The sequence below is a fragment of the Moritella sp. 5 genome, from assembly GCF_018219455.1.
Lineage (GTDB): Bacteria > Pseudomonadota > Gammaproteobacteria > Enterobacterales > Moritellaceae > Moritella.
In genome coordinates this window covers 426,161-448,439 of record NZ_CP056122.1, presented here as the reverse complement: position 1 = coordinate 448,439, position 22,279 = coordinate 426,161, and the positions used below count along the sequence as shown (strand labels likewise).

Annotated in this window: 19 protein-coding genes; 8 read left to right on the top strand and 11 right to left on the bottom strand. The window is 39.4% G+C overall.

Features of this window, described 5'->3' with window-relative positions; translation table 11 throughout:
- Nucleotides 1–629: 629 nt before the first annotated feature.
- Nucleotides 630–917: a hypothetical protein gene (locus tag HWV01_RS02105; RefSeq protein ID WP_075478483.1), complete on the bottom strand. Its 288-nt coding sequence runs from the start codon at nt 915–917 to the stop codon at nt 630–632.
- A 220-nt stretch (nt 918–1,137) separates the two neighbouring features.
- Here HWV01_RS02105 and HWV01_RS02100 point away from each other — a divergent pair, with 220 nt between their 5' ends.
- Nucleotides 1,138–2,019, top strand: coding sequence for a YafY family protein (locus HWV01_RS02100; RefSeq protein WP_211673860.1), 882 nt, complete (start codon nt 1,138–1,140; stop codon nt 2,017–2,019).
- Nucleotides 2,020–2,711: 692 nt separating this feature from the next.
- Here HWV01_RS02100 and HWV01_RS02095 read toward each other — a convergent pair.
- From HWV01_RS02095 to HWV01_RS02075, 5 genes are all read right to left on the bottom strand, one after another.
- Nucleotides 2,712–3,074, bottom strand: coding sequence for a hypothetical protein (locus HWV01_RS02095; RefSeq protein WP_211673859.1), 363 nt, complete (start codon nt 3,072–3,074; stop codon nt 2,712–2,714).
- 272 nt (nt 3,075–3,346) lie between these two features.
- On the bottom strand, nt 3,347–3,955 hold the full coding sequence (locus HWV01_RS02090; RefSeq protein WP_211673858.1) for a hypothetical protein: 609 nt from the start codon (nt 3,953–3,955) through the stop codon (nt 3,347–3,349).
- Between the two features lie 59 nt (nt 3,956–4,014).
- Nucleotides 4,015–4,395, bottom strand: coding sequence for a hypothetical protein (locus HWV01_RS02085; RefSeq protein ID WP_211673857.1), 381 nt, complete (start codon nt 4,393–4,395; stop codon nt 4,015–4,017).
- Between the two features lie 85 nt (nt 4,396–4,480).
- Complete coding sequence (locus HWV01_RS02080) at nt 4,481–5,671, bottom strand: site-specific integrase (RefSeq protein WP_211673856.1); 1,191 nt, start codon at nt 5,669–5,671, stop codon at nt 4,481–4,483.
- Between the two features lie 91 nt (nt 5,672–5,762).
- Nucleotides 5,763–5,951 (bottom strand): hypothetical protein, encoded by a 189-nt coding sequence (locus HWV01_RS02075; RefSeq protein ID WP_211673855.1) that lies wholly within the window; start codon nt 5,949–5,951, stop codon nt 5,763–5,765.
- Nucleotides 5,952–6,720: 769 nt separating this feature from the next.
- Between HWV01_RS02075 and HWV01_RS02070 the strand changes: the two genes are divergently transcribed.
- Nucleotides 6,721–7,278 carry an RDD family protein gene (locus HWV01_RS02070; RefSeq protein WP_211673854.1) on the top strand — a complete coding sequence of 186 codons (558 nt, stop codon included), beginning with the start codon at nt 6,721–6,723 and terminating at the stop codon, nt 7,276–7,278.
- A gap of 119 nt (nt 7,279–7,397) precedes the next feature.
- Here HWV01_RS02070 and lptG read toward each other — a convergent pair whose 3' ends face one another.
- Nucleotides 7,398–8,465 (bottom strand): LPS export ABC transporter permease LptG, encoded by a 1,068-nt coding sequence (gene lptG / locus HWV01_RS02065; RefSeq protein ID WP_211673853.1) that lies wholly within the window; start codon nt 8,463–8,465, stop codon nt 7,398–7,400.
- Nucleotides 8,462–9,577: an LPS export ABC transporter permease LptF gene (gene lptF, locus HWV01_RS02060; protein WP_211673852.1), complete on the bottom strand. Its 1,116-nt coding sequence runs from the start codon at nt 9,575–9,577 to the stop codon at nt 8,462–8,464. The genes lptG and lptF overlap by 4 nt, the downstream gene beginning before the upstream one ends.
- A 194-nt stretch (nt 9,578–9,771) precedes the next feature.
- Here lptF and pepA point away from each other — a divergent pair, with 194 nt between their 5' ends.
- From pepA to HWV01_RS02035, 5 genes are all read left to right on the top strand, one after another.
- The gene (gene pepA / locus HWV01_RS02055; RefSeq protein WP_211673851.1) at nt 9,772–11,295 is read left to right on the top strand and encodes a leucyl aminopeptidase; all 1,524 of its coding nucleotides are present in this window, start codon (nt 9,772–9,774) and stop codon (nt 11,293–11,295) included.
- 219 nt (nt 11,296–11,514) lie between these two features.
- The gene (locus HWV01_RS02050) at nt 11,515–11,835 is read left to right on the top strand and encodes an EthD family reductase (RefSeq protein WP_211673850.1); all 321 of its coding nucleotides are present in this window, start codon (nt 11,515–11,517) and stop codon (nt 11,833–11,835) included.
- 169 nt (nt 11,836–12,004) lie between these two features.
- The gene (locus HWV01_RS02045) at nt 12,005–12,448 is read left to right on the top strand and encodes a DNA polymerase III subunit chi (RefSeq protein WP_211673849.1); all 444 of its coding nucleotides are present in this window, start codon (nt 12,005–12,007) and stop codon (nt 12,446–12,448) included.
- Between the two features lie 33 nt (nt 12,449–12,481).
- Nucleotides 12,482–15,343 (top strand): valine--tRNA ligase, encoded by a 2,862-nt coding sequence (locus tag HWV01_RS02040; protein WP_211673848.1) that lies wholly within the window; start codon nt 12,482–12,484, stop codon nt 15,341–15,343.
- 235 nt (nt 15,344–15,578) lie between these two features.
- On the top strand, nt 15,579–17,696 hold the full coding sequence (locus tag HWV01_RS02035; protein ID WP_211673847.1) for a bifunctional diguanylate cyclase/phosphodiesterase: 2,118 nt from the start codon (nt 15,579–15,581) through the stop codon (nt 17,694–17,696).
- 8 nt (nt 17,697–17,704) lie between these two features.
- Here HWV01_RS02035 and rraB read toward each other — a convergent pair whose 3' ends face one another.
- A complete protein-coding gene (rraB, locus tag HWV01_RS02030; RefSeq protein WP_045111975.1) occupies nt 17,705–18,067 on the bottom strand; it encodes a ribonuclease E inhibitor RraB in 363 nt (120 codons plus the stop codon).
- A gap of 349 nt (nt 18,068–18,416) precedes the next feature.
- Between rraB and mrdA the strand changes: the two genes are divergently transcribed.
- Nucleotides 18,417–20,345: a penicillin-binding protein 2 gene (mrdA, locus tag HWV01_RS02025; RefSeq protein WP_249185417.1), complete on the top strand. Its 1,929-nt coding sequence runs from the start codon at nt 18,417–18,419 to the stop codon at nt 20,343–20,345.
- Nucleotides 20,346–20,428: 83 nt separating this feature from the next.
- On the opposite strand, the gene HWV01_RS02020 is transcribed toward mrdA, so the two are convergent.
- Nucleotides 20,429–20,842, bottom strand: coding sequence for a phosphate ABC transporter substrate-binding protein (locus HWV01_RS02020; protein ID WP_211673846.1), 414 nt, complete (start codon nt 20,840–20,842; stop codon nt 20,429–20,431).
- Nucleotides 20,843–20,853: 11 nt separating this feature from the next.
- Complete coding sequence (locus tag HWV01_RS02015) at nt 20,854–22,086, bottom strand: porin (RefSeq protein WP_211673845.1); 1,233 nt, start codon at nt 22,084–22,086, stop codon at nt 20,854–20,856.
- Between the last annotated feature and the right edge of the window lie 193 nt (nt 22,087–22,279).

Here is a 22,279-nt window from a genome sequence, read left to right as displayed (position 1 = left end):
TTACGTCATAATATCCAAACAGATGCTTGGTTCATTAAGCCCGTTTAGATTTATAGTTACTTGTAATTTTGCTTTCATTCGCGGCAAATAAGAACCCTGAAATCAATCCGCATCCTAAGTAAATTAATGGTAATGGCATGGTGTGCTCCTTATTTAATCTTTGTTTAATTCTTTATAGATGGCATAGCCGATGATAAACCCAATACCAAATATGGGATTGGAAAAAGCTGCAACTGGCATAATATTTCCTTCTTTGTTTCAGATATAAAAAAGCGCGATATCATTGCTGATATAGCGCTGTGTTAAGTGCTGTTATTTATTCAATCTAGACTAGCAACCGTCCTTACAGACTCCGCCAGATTCTTTATGTGAATTACATACCCACTTACCGCATTTATTACATGATGTGCCTCCAGTGACTTCTGTTTTCTTACCGCACTTATGGCAAGTCCATAGTTTTAGGTTACTACTCAACTTCTTAAAAAATGACATGTTAGCTCGTTCCTAATTAATGAGAATGACCGCAAACTTGGCAGCTACCATCATCGTAAGCGCGTTGACCACAAGCTGGACATGTTGTTACTACTGTTAAGATTTTTTTGATTGTCATGATATTTCCCTATTAGTGTTTATTGGTTAATTGGAGTTACTACGTTTATCGTTTTAGTGCATTTGGTTGTATCAGTGATGTGACCATTTAACGTGCCGCACACATCAGCTTTCCATTGAACAATCACGCCATACGAGGCCGTATGTTGAATGCCTGATTTACCATTCCAGTTTGCTTCTAAAACTGATTTCATCTTAGAAAGGTCGCCCGGATTACCGCCCATAGTGCCGCCAGCTAATGCCGTAGTTGATGAAAATAGGCAACATAGAGTTAGTAATTGGATTGATTTTTTAAGCTGGTTTTTCATTTAGGTTTTCCTTTGTTTTAATATTTAAATCAATTGATGAGTATTATGAAATGCTCGACTGACAGGTTGTGTCAGTCACAGAATAAATTGTTGATTATCGTTATAAGCCTTGTGGCCTCTACTCGATGAAAGCTATAGCAATACCGCTAACCTGATGGATTTGTACTGGAAATAATAACGACTGACACCACCTGCCAGTACAGCGGTTTAATCTAGTTAAATGAAAAGTAAGAATGAGAAATTAGCCAAGCGATTAGGTACTATCCTTGCCCGTTTAAATGCGGGAGAGCACTTATACCTAAAAGATTTGGAAGCTGAATTTAATGTCCATGAAAGAACGATATGGCGTGACTTTGAAAGGCTATCCTATCTGCCTTTGATTCGTGAAGATGGTTGTTACTTTCTTGATATGAGCAGTGTTAGACAGCAATCATCAAATAACATGAATAAGCTAATACAGAACACTGGATTAGAATCATTCATCCCGATTAAGCTCAACATGAACAACTGGCAGACCAATGATGTACCAACGTTCTTATTCAAGAATGTACGTATTGAGGATGTCTCAAGTTTTACTGATTTGTTTAATGTATTGGCTAGTGCTATTAGCTCACAGCGACAGATTTCATTTACATATAAAGATAAATTACTCGAACAAGTTCAACCCTACCGCTTAGTAAATGACAGAGGTATCTGGTATCTAGCCGCTGTCTATCACAGCAATCAGCATTCGTTCAGAGTTGCCTATATTTCACAGTTACAGCTCAGTGACGATAAATATAAACCTCAATCGAATATACAAAATGAAATCATTAGGCAGGGGATGCAGTGGATAGATATCGACAAATCTAATGTGTTAATACAAGTTGATGCGCATGTTGCTTCACGCTTTCTTGATGGTGATTTACTGCCTAATATTCAGGTTTTAAAAGAAATGGATGACGGTTCATTACTGATTAGCAGTCAGGTAACACGATTACACGATGTGATTCCAGTTCTAAAGGCTTGGATGCCTCATGTTGAAGTGCTATCACCTGTCAGCCTGAAGCATGAACTTATCCGCGATTTGTACGCGTCATTAGAGCGCACTAAGATGATGTAATGCTGTTAGTTTGAGCTTGGTGTTAGTCTGATATAAATCACAGCTAGACTTTATTACTGTATTTTACATACTGTTGGTTTTGGGCTTGAGTACAGGGTAAGGCCCACTTTAAATTGACATAGTTAGTTAAAATCAAAGTTGCTGATGTGGGTTAACCAGATACTTAAAATTCATCGAGCTGCAAACCGATACGGGTTATCGAAAGGTTCAAAATGGGCTTGTTTTTCACCCGTAGTTACTAAACATAATAATAACTGCGCTTTAGCAGGTTTAATTAAAGGGTTAATAATAGAGATTTTCATCAGTAAATTACTATTCTAATTTTTAATATTTCATTACCCCAATTACATTAATTTAAACCTCCTACCCTATTGCCTATCGTGCAATGGGGTTATTATTTTCGATGGTATTTCTCACTTCATTAAGCATCAATCATAACCAACTGAAACTAGCCAATTCCAGTCGGTGGATTTAGTATCCTCTGCTTTAAAATCATAAAGTGGTATGACAATACCCATCATGCCTTGCTGCGTAAGGCGTGATGGGTATTGTCTAATTAAACCAGTTAAGTAGTTAGCTCACCCCCGGTCCATAATCAGGCTTTTTCCTGACCTTTACGCAGACCAGCTTAAAACGTACTGACTTTAACTTCATCAAATGCATCAATACTTTGGTAATCAAACACATTTATTTTAAATAAGGGCTAATTCCTCCTTTTTTTCGTTGGCTTCTTTAAAAGCGTCATTTAAGTGTTTCTGAGTATCAATCGGGCTCAGAGATACAACTAACTGACCCTCTAGTATTAAATCCTCAAGCATTTCAATTAGTTCATCGCTAGCGTTCTTGCAATCCAAATATGACTTTGCCTCATTACCAAAGGTATGATATTTAACTCGGGATACTCCCGTGATTCCGTTAAGCATAAATTCAATGGGTTTTGTAATACCCCTAGATTTCTTAGTAGATACAACAACAGTTACAGTACGCTTTCTATTAAGCCAAATTACACACGGTAAGTACTCCGTAATAAGGCTAGTTACTAAATCAGAAGCCATCGTATATTCTCCAAACAATTATATAAATTTTAGCACTCATCATTAGTGCGCTATCTAAATTTGAACCTATATCTATATATCACAACATTCCGATATTTTCCGTGTCATAGTCAAAAAATACGTTAATTAGTCCCATCATCAAGCCTAGTATTACAGGCACGAGGAAGCTATCCGAATCAAAGTTCGGTTTCATAATAAATTCCGTTAGTAAGTTTGTGGGATTAGGTTTAGCTAGGTTCTTAGGTATGTAAGTAGTGAATTAGCAACGTGGATTAAGTTAATGCTAACAACTTGGCTTTCTTCTCTTCATAATCATCAGCTAATACATGAAGAAATACGCTAGTACCAGATTGAGCAATCACGCCAATATCATCACTACGTAATACACCAGCAAGGAAGCCAGCGTTATTAGCACTAGCACCTTTAAATGCAGGTTTAAGAGCTGTACTTTTAAATGGCTTATCCACTTGTTCATCCAGGATTGCAAACAACTTAGACAAGTTAATCCATTCTTTAGAATGTAACCCACCACCTTCATTACCACTCAGACGGATATACAACTCGCCTTCTTCATCATGCTCAGCCACATCAAAGAAAACATGGTTTGTTGTTTTAGGACTTAGTTTCTTACCTTTACCTGATAATACAATATTGCTGAAATGGTCATGTTTCTCAGATTCAGCTTGTTTATCATTAGCTGGTTTATCTTCAACAACTTTATCTGTTGCTGAATCCACAGGTACATCACTTACTTGTTCATTGGTTAATTCAACTGATGTGTTATCGGCATTAGTCTCATCAACTACAACAGTGGTATCAGGATTGTTATCATCAACTTTTACGTCTGTTGTTTTATTGGTGCTGTTAGTTTTACGGCTCATAGAAAAATCCTTTAATAATGATGGGTAATTAGATCGGTAATATAGGTAGTTATTGCAGGTTAAAGCATCTTGCTTAATGTCGTGGCAGGAGTTGTTTTAGATGTTAAAGGTGCTAATAAATAGCAACCACCACCCGCTGTTGTAGTGACTGATAAGGCTAGAAGATATGGACAAGTATCATCATTCAACAACACGACAAACTCAGGGTTATCCGTTACGTATTGGATGAAATATTGAATATCTTCATCAGCGTCAACTAACGAATCATCAACATCACTTCCTTCTAGTAGAATGAGAAAGGTATCGTATTCAGACCAGAAGTCAGCAGTAGTATTAACATCACCATTGAATGGTTCGATTAACTCATTATGCAATGCTGCTTTAACTTGTTCAGGTAGGGTTAGTTCATTAACAAGGTTGAAGTTTTTAATCACTTTCATTGGTTGTATTCTCCATAGGTTAACAATCAATAATCATGATATTTATATATTCTTCAGCCTTGTTTTATTACGTTAGGTTAATGAACTACTCTCCTACCATGTTCGATATCATTGATGCTGTCTCACGTTGCTTACCTTCGCTTAATTTGGCATAGCGTAACGTGCTAGATATGTCTTTGTGATTAAGTAACTTCTGGACAGCACTAATATCAACACCGTTAGAAATTAGGTTACTGGCTACTGAATGACGAGCGGTATGTAATAACACTTCATCAGGATTATCTATCTTGGCTGTTTGCTTAATAATATCGAAAGAGTAACGAGGCGCACCGATTGGCTTACCCTTTTTATGTGGTGCTGGAAATACGTAATTATTGCCCGATATTTTTGGGATAGATTGCAGGATCTCTATCATGAGGTCGGAGAGATAAACGATGTGATAAGTACCATTTTTTGTCCGTGGGATAGTCAGGGTACGCTTTTCGTAGTTAATATCAGAGTGGGTTCTGAAACGTAATTCACCTTCACGACAGCCAATCAAATGTAGCAACGCAATAAAGTTACCAATGCTTTTCTGAGGGTAGGCTCTAGCAGCTTTGATGATGCGTTTCGTTTCATCAATATCACAGTATCGTGTTCTAGCATTATTCTCGGGCAGTAACGACACCCTATCTGCCACATTGATTATATCCAACATGTTATGCGCAAGCTTACCCATCGTTTTGAGTAACGCTAATATGCGATTACAAGTTGCTGGTGCGTAATACTCACCTTTGTATTTAGTCTCACTTAGACCAAGATGTAACTTCATTACATGGCTAACCGTCAGCTCGTTATATTTAATATTAGCAATAGCATTACAGTGTTTACGAAATCGTTTCTCATCAATGGCCCATGTTTTCTTACGACGTTTTGCCAGTGGTAAGTAGGTATCGTAGAAGAATGATTTAACGGTTGGGTACTCAGTGGCATTGTCACGTTCGGCTTTCGGGTCAATACCATCAGCGATCATACCTTTATACTTTCTAGCTACCTTTCTGGCTTGATTAATATCGATATCAGGAAATCTGCCAATGGTGATGCTGCATTTACGACCGTTGAATTTATAGCGTAGTAAAAAGCGTTTATTACCTGTTTTACCAGATAAGCATTTCAAGCCGATGATTTCTGTATCGGATACTTCTAGTTCTGTTGATGATGAATTGGCTGGGTTGGATGGTAGAGATTTTAGATTGGCGTTGGTGAATTTGAATTTTTTGGTGGTGATAATTGACATGATTAATACCTCATATTGTTAGTGATATAAGGCATTAATATGTTTTTAATTTGAAGTTAGATACGATAGTAAAATCGTACTAATTTTATCTCTAATTTCTTTCTATTACTTTAATGTCTTCATTTGGGCTAAAATATACAGGTTTTAATTTACTGTCGTGGTAAACATAAATTATCATGCCGTGTAAACCACCTTCACTGCAATCCGCGGCTGGTTGTGATGCTACTTCTGCGACGACTTCTTTTTTATCTATAGTGCAAGCTATTTTCCAACCAATCATATTTTTCTTCCTTTAGTAACAGGGTAATAAAAGACTAATATTGTATTGAATATTATAATACCTCTACAGATTATTAAAACCAAGCTACACGAATTAATTATACCAACTCCAAAGGACAGGACGAGGACCGTAAAAGACCGGAATTCCAACTAACTTGTTGCCATGCTAATACTGCCACAAACAACCACCCGTAAAATTAACGATCGTCAAAGTACAGGAACTTGTTGGAACCATCAGGAATGCGTGAATTTTGTTGCGCGTAAGTTCTGCATGGAAAAGTACAAGATATGAACAGGAGCAGGTTTTCTAAGGGTAATAAAGTACGTTTATTAGGTGTATTTTAGAGAGATATAAGGTGTTTAGATAGGGCTTAAACTTAGGAGAAACATGGCTCATTTGGTATGATTGAGGACTGCAGAACCGGAACGAAGTTTCGGTTTAAAGCCTTGTTTTCAAAGGATTTTGAATCCACCGCGTCTACCGATTTCACCACTCGGGCATAGGTCAACATTATACATAGCAAACGATGCCAAGCAAGGCGTTTCTCTTATTCGTAAAAACAACTGTTCAAAATTAGAGCAAAGTGCTGTATTAAGTCATGATTTTATATGGCAACGAACACTTAACATCTTAAATATCAGCACAGTTAGCTTTGCACTATGGCTATTGATATCCACCAGCACTAACTATTTAGCACGACTAAGACTCACTTTTTTTGCTACACTGTTTCCACTTTCGAGATAACCCTGAAGACATGGCTGGATTCATAATGGCGAAGAAAAACAAACTCAGAAAACCAAAACACACACCTAAAATTGAAACAGGTGAAACGGCATCCATTGCCACTTTTGGCCCGCGTATTGGTGCGCTTGTGTATGACGCACTTATTGTTATTGGTATCGCTGCGATTGCCAGTGCAATAGGACTTGGCATTGCAGAAGCATTAATTGCATCGGGCATCGTCGATATTGCTGGCCGTTATGTGGATAGCGCGGCATATGTAGGCAGCCAAATTTGGTTTGCGATATTAGTATGGGGTTCAGTAGCAGGATTCTATTTGTGGTTTTGGACACACGGCGGTCAAACAGTTGGTATGCGCGCGTGGCGTTTACGCGTACAAAATACCGATGGCAGCGTAATTAGCTTAACCCAAGCTCTTATTCGTCTAGCAACTGCAGCATGTGGTTTAGGTAACTTACAAGTACCGTTTGATATGAAAAACAGAGCGTTTCAAGATCACTGGTCGAATTGTAATGTATTACGTTTAAGTAAAGAGCAAAACGGTTCATTACTGCGTTATGCTGACAAGCTAGAAAAGAAAAAATAGTTGATTTAGCAATACTTAGCGCCTAACGCTAAGCCGAAACAAAAATGGCAACCAATTGGTTGCCATTTTTACATTCATCCCTAAATATATTCTATCTACAGTAGGGTGAAATAGTCACGTTAACCATGTTTCCTTAACTGCACAACCGCAATCAAGGTAAAGATGGCACTGGGGACCACAGCCCCAAGAAACGGAGGAAACGAATACACCAAACTAATCGGGCCAAAAGTTTCACTGGCGAGGTAGAAAGTAAAACCAGCAACCACCCCCATCAAAATACGCGCGCCCATGGTTACCGTTCGCAATGGTCCAAATACAAACGACAAAGCCAGTAAGACCATGACACCAATCGATATCGGTTGGAATATTTTCCGCCAGAAGGCTAGCTCATAACTTGCTGCATCCTGCTTATTACTGTCTAAATAAGTAATATAAGAGTACAAGCCTGATATTGATAAATCCTCAGGATCAATCGTTACCACATCTAACTTCTCTGGTGTCAGCGTAGAATCCCAACGCAATTTAGGCTGTGTTGTCACCGTAATACTGTCACTCTCGAAATGCGTAATACTAATATCTGTTAGTTCCCAGTGTTTGTCTGTATAAATCGCTTTACGAGCCAGGGTCGTTTTAACTAAACGCTGACTTTCTGAGAATTCATAAATTGTTACATTATGTAATTCACTGCCATTATTCACTTCACCAATATTAATGAAGTTATCTTTATCTTTCGCCCAAACCCCTTTTTGTGCCCGAATAATGGATTGCCCAGAAGTAGACTCACTACGCAACTGAAGAGCTTTTAGTTCGGTATAAGGCGCAACATATTCGCCCATCAACATCACCACAGCCATCATTGGTATCGCAGTTTTCATTGTTGAAAGTACAATTTTAAAACGTGACTGACCAGCAGCTTGAATCACCACCAATTCAGACGAACTTGCGAGTGCTCCTAGACCAATCAGCGCACCTAATAATGCAGCCATCGGAAAAAAAATAGTAATTTCACGTGGCATTTTCAGCATCACATACATTAACGCTTCAAATAAACCGTATGTTCCCTCACCGACTGCTCGTAATTGTTCGACATATTTAATCACCGCAGATAAGCCAACGAGGGTAAACAAACAGATCATAGTGGCAAATAAAATAGCCTTACCAATATAGATGTCTAAAATTTTAATCACTGCTTATTTCCTCGAGCAAAACGCATTTTCACTTTATACACTAAATGATGGTACCAAGAATAATTGGCTACATTAAACGAAATAGCCAAAGCCAGTACCCCTGAATGAACAAGCCAGAAGCCGATTGATAACGGTAATTTATCATCCAGTATCGAAGAACGCGCCGCACTCAATAACATGAAATAAGTTAAAAACATTAATAACGCAGGGAATAGTTTCGCGTAACGTCCCTGCCTAGGGTTAACCATAGCTAAAGGCACAACCAATAACGTCAGCAGTGGTATTGATACTACCTGGGCAATACGCCATTGCAGTTCCACCTTGTGTTCGAATTCAGTTGAATTCCATAATTCAGACGTTGGTAACGCTTTGGTTCTACGACCACGCTCACGGACATCTTGTTCTTGAATAAATACGCGGTAAGTACTGAAATCAACAATACGGAAATCACGTTGTGATAATTCACCTTCATAACGTAGACCTTGGCTTAGCTTCAACCATTGTGAGCCATTTTCGTCAGACTCCACGTTACCTTTATCAGCTAACACAATAGAAGGACGCTCGCCTTCCTCCGAGGGTGATTTTGCAATAAATATTTTACGCATCGCTTTATTACTATCATATGATTCAACATAGACCACAGCGCGACCACCATCAAGCGACTCAAAACGCCCCTGCTTCAATGTCGCTAAGCCAACATCAGCATCTATATTTTCGCGTAATTTCACGCGACCTTCTTCCGCTGTAGGCGCATAAACAAACGCATTAAAAGCCACCAAGCCAATCGTTACTGATGATAATAATAACGACGACATTAGTATCCGACTCGGGGTATACCCACAGGCAGTTAAGATCACCATTTCACTTTCAGCGTACAACCGCCCATGCGCAAACAAAATACCAATGAATAAACTCACGGGTAAAATTAATGTGCCTAACGCAGGCATGGTATACAACAACATCTCTATCACTAAATTAGCAGGTAAAGCACCTGTCATTACCTTTGAGAGCAGTGCAACAAACTGCTGGCTCACAAAGATAAGTGATAAGATGAATAAAACAGCAATTTGTGATTTCACTGTCTCAGCAAATAAATATCGGAAAATTATCACTTAAAACCTATATTAGACTAATGTTTTGTATGAAATGCAGCTCATAATTAGGTAAACTCAGCTACAAATGCAGTTTAAATAGTTAACTGCACACCCATTTTATCTGAAAATGTTAGTTTTTAATTAACTAAATACGTATAACCCCCTATTATGTTATAAATATTTGATTTTGTCTTTAGGAAACCGGAGAGTCCATGGAGTTCAATGTAAAAAGTGGTAGCCCTGAGAAACAACGCAGCGCTTGTGTTGTTGTCGGAGTATTTGAACCACGTCGTTTATCACCTGCAGCAGAACAACTAGATAAGATTAGTGACGGCTATTTAAGTTCCCTACTACGTCGCGGTGATATCGAAGGTAAACCTGGTCAAGTATTGTTGCTTCATCATGTACCCAATGTACTGAGCGAACGTGTATTATTAGTTGGCTGTGGTAAAGAACGCGAGCTAGATGAGCGCCAGTACAAGCAAATTATCACCAAAACAATGAATACCTTGAACGAAACTGGTTCTATGGAAGCCGTTTGTTTCTTACCTGAGCTAAACGTTAAAGGCCGCGATACTTACTGGAAGATCCGCTTTGCCGTTGAAACAGCACGCGATAGTCGCTACCGTTTCGATCAGCTAAAAAGCAATAAAGAAGAAACCCGTCGTCCATTACGCAAAATGGTATTCAACGTTACTTCGCGTCGTGATTTACCAACAAGTGAAAAAGCCATTGCTCACGGTCTAGCTGTAGCAAGTGGTATGCGTCTATGTAAAGACGTAGCAAACATGCCGCCAAACATCTGTAATCCCGTTTACCTTGCTAATCAAGCACGCCAACTTGCTGATGACAGTGACAAGATCACAACACAGATTTTAGGTGAGCCTGAAATGAAAGAGTTAAAAATGGACTCTTACCTTGCAGTATCACAAGGTTCAGCTAATGAAGCTAAGATGTCGATTATTAATTATAAAGGTAATCCAGATCCTGACGCAAAACCGATTGTACTGATTGGTAAAGGTCTGACATTCGATTCAGGTGGTATTTCATTAAAACCAGGCTTAGGCATGGACGAAATGAAATATGATATGGGTGGTGCTGCAGGCGTTCTTGGTGCGATGAAGTCACTTGCTAAGCTAAATTTACCACTTAACGTTATCGGTATTCTAGCGGGTTGTGAAAACATGCCGGGTAGCAATGCTTACCGTCCAGGTGACATCCTTACAACCATGTCAGGACAAACCGTTGAAGTACTTAATACCGATGCTGAAGGTCGTTTAGTATTATGTGACGTATTAACCTATGTTGAACGTTTTGATCCAGAACTTGTTATTGACGTCGCGACCTTAACGGGTGCGTGTGTTGTTGCACTTGGTCATCACATCACAGGTTTACTGTCTACGCATAACCCACTGGCACATGAATTATTAAATGCGTCTGATCAAGCCGCAGATAAAGCATGGCGTTTACCAATTACTGACGACTTCCAAGAACAAATTGAAAGTCCATTTGCTGATTTAGCGAACATTGGTGGCCCTGGTGGCGGTACGATCACTGCAGCCTGCTTCTTATCACGCTTTACTAAAAAGTATCACTGGGCGCATCTAGACATCGCTGGTACTGCTTGGGTAAGTGGTAAAAATAAAGGCTCAACGGGTCGTCCTGTACCAATGTTGACCCAGTTCTTGCTTAACCGTACAGAACGAAATGAAGTGCAACAAGCTGACGAAGCTTAATTAATTTCATATCATCAATATCCAAAGGGTCGCTGTAGCGGCCTTTTTTATTCGACTACTTATCTAAAACCCCACCTTATTAATCAACTTTAGTATGAAAAAATACTGAATTAAGGTTTTCTAAAATGGCTGTCACATAAAATTAGCGTATGGTAATAATCACACAAAAAGTATAACGATTTATACTAATACCATTAATAAGGATATTAAGGTTACATCATGATAAACATCGCTAGTATTTATGAAAAAATGGACAAGTACCACTTCGATTTTGAGTATTACCTTAATATCCATATACCAATGTCGATTGAGATATTATCAAATGCAGAAGGGTTTAAAGGCGTAAAAGTGGAACGCGGTATCGATATATCTAACACTATCGACTCAACTTATGTCGCTATGTGTCATTACTATTTTGATACCTTAGAAAATTTCATGGCTGCCTTTATTCCTCACGCCGAAAAATTACAAGATGATGTAAGAAACTATACTAACATCGAACCGACAATTCAGATCAACGAGGTTGAGTTCGCCCTCTAACGTCCCCCTCAACACAAGGAACAGACTTGATTTAGTATTAATTTCCGCAAATAACACAAAACACAGTATTCCCGCCGACAACTCTATTTTTCATCACTACCCTTTGTGATACTATGTGCTGTTATACTTATAATTGGTAAATGACTCAGTCATTGGCGCAAAACTACAGATGAAAAAAGTCACTTTTTATATTATGCAAGAATCTAAAAATGGCGTTGCGGCGAGTATGCCCCAGCATCATGAACTTGCCTGTAAACTAGCTGGTGAGTTTTATCAGCAAGGACAACGCGTCTATATTCATACCAACGATGAATCGGCAGCCAATCAGGTTGACGAATACCTTTGGCAATTAGATGCGAACAGTTTTGTACCACATAATTTACAAGGTGAAGGTCCACGTAATGGCGCGCCCGTTGAAATCGGTTTTCAACCGCCCCGTCATCGCTATCAGGTACTAATCAACCTGCACGACCAGACACCGCAATTTGCAGTCAACTTTAATCAGATTATCGATTTTGTACCGTATCAAGACGGGCTAAAACAACAAGCTCGGGAACGTTACAAACATTATCGTCAAACAGGGTTACAACTGTTAACTGTGAACGCCGAATAATCAATCAACCATTGAGAATTAGAAAGCAGACCTATGGAAAAAATATACAATCCCCAAGCCATTGAGCAAGCGCTTTACCAGAACTGGGAAGAGCAAGGTTACTTCAAGCCAAACGGCGATCTAACAAAAGATGCATACAGCATCATGATCCCACCGCCAAATGTTACTGGTAGCCTGCACATGGGTCATGCCTTCCAACAAACAATTATGGATGCGCTAACTCGTTATAAGCGTATGCAAGGTAACAATACGTTATGGCAAGTGGGTACCGATCACGCCGGTATCGCAACACAAATGGTTGTTGAACGTAAGATTGCTGCTGAAGAAGGTAAAACACGCCACGATTATGGCCGTGATGCATTCATAGACAAGATCTGGGATTGGAAAAACGAATCAGGCGGTAATATAACTCGTCAAATGCGTCGTTTAGGCACATCTGTAGATTGGGATCGCGAACGTTTTACGATGGATGACGGTCTGTCTGAAGCAGTAAAAGAAGTATTCGTACGTTTATTTAAAGAAGATCTAATTTACCGTGGCAAACGCCTAGTAAACTGGGATCCAAAATTCCACACTGCCATTTCTGATCTAGAAGTAGAAAGCAAAGAAAAACAAGGTAGCATGTGGTACTTCCGCTATCCATTAGCAGACGGCGAAACAACTGCTGACGGTAAAGATTACATCGTTGTAGCAACGACACGTCCAGAAACAATGCTAGGTGACTCTGCGGTTGCAGTACACCCGAAAGACGAACGCTATGCAGCGCTTGTAGGCAAAGACATTATTCTTCCAATTGTTGGCCGTCGCATCAAAATTGTTGCTGATGACTATGCTGACATGGAAAAAGGCACAGGTTGTGTAAAAATTACACCTGCTCATGACTTTAACGATTACGAAGTTGGTAAACGTAACAACTTAGTAATGTTCAACATCCTAACTGAAAATGCTGATATTCGTGAAGAAGCGGAAATCATCAACTCAGACGGCACAGAAAACACTGAACTAACCTTCACTATCCCTGCTGAATACCAAGGCATGGAGCGTTTTGCTGCGCGTAAAGCAATCGTTGCTAAGTTTGAAGAACTTGGCCTACTAGAAAAAATTGAACCACATACACTACAAGTACCTTACGGCGATCGTAGTGGCGTTGTGATTGAGCCACTACTAACAGACCAATGGTATGTAAGTGTTGGTCCAATGGCGAAAGTAGCAACTGACGCAGTAAAAGACGGCGAAATTCAATTCGTACCAAAACAATACGAAAACATGTACTTCTCGTGGATGAACGACGTACAAGATTGGTGTATTTCACGTCAGCTTTGGTGGGGTCATCGTATTCCAGCTTGGTATGATAACGAAGGTAATGTATTCGTTGGTCGTGATGAAGCTGAAGTACGTGCAGAAAACAACTTAGGTCCAGAGATTGCACTACGTCAAGACGACGATGTACTCGATACTTGGTTCTCATCTGCGCTTTGGACATTCTCAACGCAAGGCTGGCCACAGCAAACTCAAGATCTTAAAGTGTTCCACCCAAGTGATGTACTGGTAACAGGTTTCGACATCATCTTCTTCTGGGTTGCACGTATGATCATGATGACCATGCACTTCATTAAAGATGAAAACGGCAAGCCACAAGTACCATTCAAAACGGTTTATGTGACTGGTTTAGTACGTGATGAAGCTGGCGATAAAATGTCAAAATCAAAAGGTAACGTACTTGATCCACTAGACATGATCGACGGTATCGACCTTGAGTCGCTAGTACAAAAACGTACTGGCAACATGATGCAGCCACAACTTGCTAAGAAAATTGAAAAAGCAACGCGTAAAGAATTTGAAGGCGGCATTGAAGCTCACGGTACTGACGCACTACGTTTCACATTAGCAGCAATGGCATCGACTGGTCGTGACATTAACTGGGATATGAAGCGCCTTGACGGTTACCGTAACTTCTGTAACAAACTATGGAACGCAAGCCGTTACGTATTAATGAACACAGAAGAACATGATTGCGGCCAAAATGGCGGCGACATGGAATTCAGCCTAGCGGATCGTTGGATCCAAGGTCAATTCCAAGAAACCATCAAGACATACCGTGAAGCAGTTGATACTTACCGTCTCGATCTTGCTGCAAACATTGCTTACGAATTCACTTGGAACCAATTCTGTGATTGGTACTTAGAATTAACTAAGCCTGTATTCGCACACGGTACAGAAGCACAACTGCGTGCTACGCGTCATACGCTAGTAACAATTCTAGAAGAGTTACAACGTTTAATGCACCCTATCATGCCATTCATCACTGAAGAGATTTGGCAGCGTGTTGCACCACTTGCTGGTAAGCACACCGAAGGCGCAACAATCATGCTACAGGCATTCCCTGAATATGATGCGGCTAAAGTTGATGCACAATCAATGCAAGATCTTGAGTGGGTGAAACAATTCATTATCGCTATCCGTAACATCCGCGGCGAAATGGACATCAGCCCAAGCAAGCCAATCTCGATTTTGCTTAAAAATGTAGGCACTGAAGAACAACGTCGTCTAGACGAAAACCAACAGTTCCTTAGCTCACTAGCAAAACTAGAAGCAATAACATTACTTAGCGAAAATGAAGAAGCACCAATCTCAGCAACATCACTATTAGGCAACATGGAAATCTTAATTCCAATGGCTGGCCTAATCGATAAAGATGCTGAAATTGCGCGTATCAACAAGCAAATGGAAAAAGTACAAAAAGACTTAGACCGTGTTGCAGGCAAACTAAACAACGAAAAATTCGTTGGTAAAGCGCCAGAAGCTGTTATCGCGAAAGAACGTGAGAAACAAGCGGAGTTTGAAAATACGATTGCTAAATTTAAAGCACAAAAAGCACGAATTGAATCGATCTAGTCGTTAAAATCGTACTTACCTATAAAGGGGGGTTGAGTAATCAACCCTCCCTTTATTGTTTTTAAATACAACTAAATACTAAATCAACGTCACAATTATTTCTTCATATCTTGTAAAAACATTTCCATATCAGCACTTACGATGTAACATCTTTATTCGTAACAGTGTGTTGTTGTTATGGAAAACAACACCGCTTAACTATACATGTCGACACCAAGGAATGGAGTGATAGGTTATGGGCAGCAAGGAACCGCTAAATCACATATTAATTGCCGCTATTCAGCATTTACCTATAGGTATATTCTGGAAAGACATACATGGCCAATATCTCGGTTGCAATAAGCACTGCCTAGAATTATTCGATCTGCCTTCTGAACAATTTATTATTGGGAAAACCGATGTTCAGCTAAAACCGGCATTCCAAGAAAAAAAACTTCCCAACGACGAGCTCTATCAAACCGACAAGCAGGCGTTAAAATACGGCCGTAGTGTCATTGCAAAAAAAATGACCATGGAAACCATATACGGCGACGGTCAATATGAAATAACCAAGATCCCCCTTAAAAACAAAGCAGGTAAAATCACTGGTTTACTTGGCATTGCCGTGGATGTCTCCAGTAAATGTCGCTCCGAGCAGAAGCTACAAGAAAAAACTGCATTACTGAATTCTATTTTTGATGCCCTGCCTGATTTCGTCATATACAAAGACATGCAAGGGCGAGTAGTCGAATGCAACCGTACCGCGCTTAAGTTGGCCAACAAGAAAAAATCCGATGTAATTGGTAAAACCATTGAACAATTATTGCCTGAAACAACAGCTAAATTAAGTCTCGATTATGATAGCCAGCTCAAATCAAATTATAAAAGTGCCAACTACAAGATGGAATTCACGCTCGAAGGCCGAGACATATACGTGGATGTACATAAGCACCCAGTCATTAAGAATAATGAATTAGTCGGGACGGTCAGCATATCTCGCGACCTTAAAGAACGCCGTATTACCTTACAAAAAATTGATAGATTAACAAAACACGATCAACTAACAAACCTATTAAACCGCGCCACATTCCTGAAGAGAATCGATAAAATAAAACCAGATTCTAAGTGGGGTATGCTACTCATCGATATCAAAAAGATGGGGTATATAAACAGCCATCACGGTACCGACATTGGGGATCAAGTAATTTTTTATGTCGGCGAGACAATTAAAAAAATAGCACCTGAACATGCTTACTTAGCGCGAATTCAAGGTGATCGATTTTCGATTCTCAGTGACCAAGCCAGTTCCCCCCAACAACTTGATAATTTATGCAATACATTAACGAATAAGCTTAACAAAAAATTTGCGATTCAAGGACATGTGATAGATCTGGCTATTTGTATTGGCGCAGCCAATTACCCCGATAGCATTAAAAATACCAAACACCTGCTGACTTGCAGTGAACAAGCCTTACAGCGCTCACGTAAACACCTTGGGCAAAGTTACAGTTTGTTTGACCCCGTCTTAGAAGCCCATGCCGAAGCAGAGAGGCGACTGACAGAAGACTTAAAGTACGCCATACAAAAGAAGAACATCGACTTATATTACCAACCCATTATTGATAGTAAAACAAAAGTAGTATTGGGTGTTGAAGCGCTTGCGCGTTGGCATCATCCTAAACAAGGGCTTATTATGCCGATTAAATTCATTGCGCTGGCCGAAAAAAATAATTTAATTGGACAGCTTGGTGAAGTCGTATTAGAAAAAGCCTGTCAGCAATTAGCCCAATGGCGCGCCCACGATATCGATATCTTTATGGCCGTCAATTTGTCACCGATTCAATTTAATGATCCACAGCTCATCAATAAAATTAAACACTGTATCGACTATTACCAGGTACCAGCTCACCGACTCGAAATAGAAGTCACTGAAAGCGCCTTAATGGAATCAAACAAGACCGCAGACCAAATGCTAGAAGAATTAATAAAACTTGGCGTACGTCTTTCTATTGATGATTTTGGCACAGGTTATTGTTCATTGTCTTATCTAAAAAATATGCCTGCACATAAAATAAAAATAGATAAATCTTTTGTGGATGAATTAGAAATAGATAAAACGACAACAGCAATAACACGCTCTGTTATCAGCCTAGCAAGAGAATTAAACATTACAGTAACAGCAGAAGGGATCGAGGAAGAATCACAAATGGAATGGCTACAAGCACAACAATGTGATCAACTTCAGGGGTATTTATTTAGTCGCCCGTTACCGAGCGACAAATTTTGTCTATGGTACAAAAAACATCATGCCACACACAATAATATGACTTATCTACAACACACAGAAACAACGCTGTCTATGCCAGTACTATAATGTAAGTACTATGAGGCGTCTTCTTCGAAGTAAGTACCCCAGCCATCATAAGTAACGTCTTGTTCGATAGACATTTTAAGTAACGCTTCGATATCACGCGTGATCGTATCGATATCAAGTTCAGTTTCAACAATACAATCGAATGCGAATACTGTTTGTCCGTCTTCAAGTTCAACTTCTTCTGGGTCTGATACATCGTAGCCCAGTTTAAATGCTGCAATAGCGGCTTTTTCTAACTGTGCAAAATCATCCCCAGCAAAGTGATGCTCAATTGAATACACAGCATCAGGATCACTGCCATCTTCTAATAAGTTATCAATGATCTCTTCAGCTTCGACTTTCAGCTCGGCAAATTCTTTTTCAAAATCCACTAGGTTAATCTCTTTAGTTATGATGTATGAAAGAATACTCTGGTTTTAATATTCATGCCATTAAATTATACCCAAAAAAAAATGCCAAACATAGGACTAGATAACACGGCAGCATTAAATTCAAGGTCATAATGCCGTAAGATAAATACTGGTAATAGTAGCGCGATAGCGTAGCTTGAGAGAATTGTTACAACTCTTTCATATCTGTCTCGGCACTTAAGTAAAACAATATTGTCTACACCTCAGATTGATATTGTGTCACATTACCCAAATACAGACATAAATGATTTGGTGTATTGTATAATGCATTAGAACTAGAGAAAGAGAAAGAGAAAGAGAAAGAGTTATTGTGATAAAAAAACGCATTGAAATCCCAAACCATCAAGAAGAGTTAGCACTTTTTTCACGTAGAACAGCAGCTTCTTTTTTTATGATACTGCTAATGACTGCTGCTCTCTTAGTTAATTTATATCATTTACAAGTCTCTGGTTATCAAAGGTATACTGGTCGCGCGAATAACAACCGAATTAAGATTGTGCCAATAGCACCCAACAGAGGGCTCATTTACGATCGTAACGGTATACTGTTAGCGAAGAATGTGCCTATTTATTCTCTTGAAATCATACCTGAAAAAATAAAGGATATAGAGCCAACCTTAATTAAATTAAAAAATCTGCTTGGGTTAAGTGATAACGATATCATCGAATTTAAACAATCGATGAAGCAAACAAGACACTTTAAATCCGTTACGTTTACAGCTCAGTTAACAGAAAAACAAGTGGCTATGTTTACCGTTCATCAACATCAATTTCCTGGCGTGTTCGTTGATGCTTTTCTTGAACGCTATTATCCGTATAAAGAAAATTTAACGCATATTTTGGGCTACGTAGCAAAAATTAATGATCGGGATATAAATCGATTAAAGCAACAACATAAATATAACCAATATAAAGCGACGAGAACGATCGGTAAATTGGGTATTGAACGGTCTTATGAAGATATTCTTCATGGTCAATCAGGCTTTGCTAAAGTCGAAGTTAATAGTCAAGGCAGAGTAATACGGACATTAGAAACAGTACCGCCAATTCCGGGTAAAGATATAAAACTGAATATAGATATTAACCTGCAGCTATATGCAAATAAATTACTTACCGAGAAAAAAATTGACCCAGCAACAGGAAAATCAATTCTGAAGCATAAACGTGGTGCCTTGGTGGTATTAGATCCAAGAGATGATTCAATTCTCGCGATGGTATCAAGTCCAAGCTATGATCCAAATTGGTTTGTTCATGGTATTTCATCTGCAAGGTATAAAGCCCTGCTATCTGATCCCGATAAACCTTTATTCAATCGCGTTACTTTGGGCGCTTACTCACCCGGTTCTACTGCTAAACCTATGATTGCAGCAGCAGCCTTAACCGAAGGGGTCATTACACCAGGTACAACAAGAAATGACTCTGGTTGGTGGCAGATCCCCAATACTAAGAGTCGAAAATGGCGTGATGATGTGCGCGGGGGTTTTGGTGAGGTTAATATTTACAAAGCGATAGAGAAATCGGTGAACACCTACTTTTACCCAATCGCCTTTGACATGGGCATTGACCGATTATCGGTCTGGATGAATAAATTTGGCTATGGTCTACCCTCAGGGATTGATATTAAAGAAGATAGCCGCGCTAATATGCCGACCAGAGAATGGAAACGCGTTCATTACCATCAATCTTGGTATCAAGGTGATACGATCCCGATTGGCATTGGGCAAGGCTATTGGACGGCAACACCATTACAAATTGCAAAAGCGACATCCGTTATAGCCAATAAAGGCTTGGTACATAGGCCACATATCGTCAGAAGTATTGTTGAAAACGATGTTGAAACCGATATTGCATTCAACGATTTTTCTAAAATGGGCAGTGTAAAACAAGAAACATGGAATATTGTGCAGGAAGGGATGCGACGTGTACTTGTGACAGGTACTGGTCGGCAAGCGTTTAGTCATATTTCATATGACGCAGCGGGAAAATCAGGCACAAGTCAGGTATTTGGTCTTGATCATGGAGAGAATTATAATGCCGAGGAATTAACTGAGCGTTTGAGAGACCATGCATTATTTACTGCATTTGCGCCACTAAAATCACCTAAAGTATTAGTTACCGCGGTTTTAGAAAATGGTGGCTGGGGCAGACGCGCGGCGCCAATGGTCAGAAAAATAATGGATTATGTGTTAATTAAACCGACACTGGATCCGCAATCGACACTTGGGCATAAGACAAGTTAAATGAAAAAACCTCCGTATTAAGCGGAGGTTTTATCGTAAAAAATATGCCAAACCGATAATTTAGCAATAACAATGCACTAATATTACGGTGTAAAGACCACTTTTACTGAGTCATCGACTTCTGACGAATCGATATAAGCAATTGCATTAGCATGTGATGCAACTTGGCTTTTGATCAGTGCTGATGAGCCAATTGTCTTCGGCGGTTTGCCTTTACCAGTAAATATTAAGCGTGACCAATAAGCTTGTAACTGTGAATCACTCTTACCAGTGACACTGTCGTGAAATTCACCGCGGATAAAACTACCTGTCGCTTGCTCAATCACTTCAGCTTTTGCGCCGTTTGGTAATTTTTTAGACTTACCTAAATATAATTTAGATACTTGTGATTTCGATAACGAGTCAGGGCCTGTTGGGTTAGCAATAACCACAACACCCGCTTGTGCTACACCAGATATCAATGCTGCTGTTAAGGCAACTTTAGCTAATAATTTCATCAAAGTTCTCCTTAAAATACTGCATCAAATGAAACAGTGTAAACGATAGTGTCATCGAACTCATTAAGTGGTGACTGACCAGCTTTAAGGTTTGTGATTTGATTATGGCTATTTGCTTCTAAACCACCACTGCTATCACCAAAATCGCCAGCATAAGTAACATCAAGTTTTAATGCTAGGTTCGAGCTAATATCATAACGTGTGCCTATGCTATAAGTCGTACGTTCCCAATTTAGTGATGCACTACCAATCGGGTCTAATGCTCTATCTGAATCATCGGTCGTTTTCAAATAAGAATAATTAACATAAGGGGTAAACGCATCAATACGATATCCTAACGTGATATAAGCAGAATCAGTATCAGAATAACCGCCTTCAACTTTAGACATTGTATATTCAGAAATAGCTAAAAATGAGCCATTATCGTAGCTAATACCAACACCAGCAAATTGAGCTTCGTCATCTTCAAAACTTTGTAATGAAGATAAAGCTCCTCCCATGATCTTGCCAGATTTCAATTTACTTTGGAAGTAAGTACCACGGAATACCCACTCTTCATAAGAAAGTGTCGCAGAAAAACCAATCGTATTATCAAACTTAACATCGACACCTAAAGGGTTAGATTTTGCATCATCCGTGTCATGACCATAACTCGCCTGTAATGATAAACTTGCATCACCTAGGTCAGTATCATAAATAATATCGATACCATCGTATGAACTTACAGGTACGATAGTATATACGTCCGCAGGTGGATTGACCCAAGGTTGTGCATAGCCCACTTCTAGATAATCAGAATACATGTACAGAGGTACACGTAAGCGACCGATACGCGTAGTGAAACCGTTATCAAATTCATGGCTTAAGAAAGCCCATTCCATCTCAGGAGTCCAATCATCCACACCACGAGAAACAAGTTGACCCACAATTTGAGTTTGCTCTGTTAGCGCAAAAGTACCTTGTAAACCAAGCTTGCTGCCTAATGAGAAATTAGGATCCGAAGTGTAACCTTCTACACCAGGACGGTTACCGTAACCCGCATCATTATTCGCAACACCCATTTGACCAGTGAAGAAACCATTAATAGACATGCGGTCAGATAACGAATCATAAGAACTCGCCTCTTGTAAGATCGCAAGTTCTTGTTCGAGCTGGGCAAGACGCTGTGCATCTGTTGTTGCCGCAATCGCAAATTGCGAAGCACAGGCAACGGCAAGCGGTAGCATTATAAATGCTTTTTTCATCAAAACACTCCTTGTATTAAACATTTCATCCATATGAAATTTATCAGCAAGTCGCCGTAAAACATATAAACTTACTATTAATCAATTCATTAGTATGACGGGATTGCTAATGGTTATCGAGTTTACTTGCGTGACATAGATCACACCGAGACAAGTTGTGATGAAATCATCAGTATTTAGATTGAACTTATTG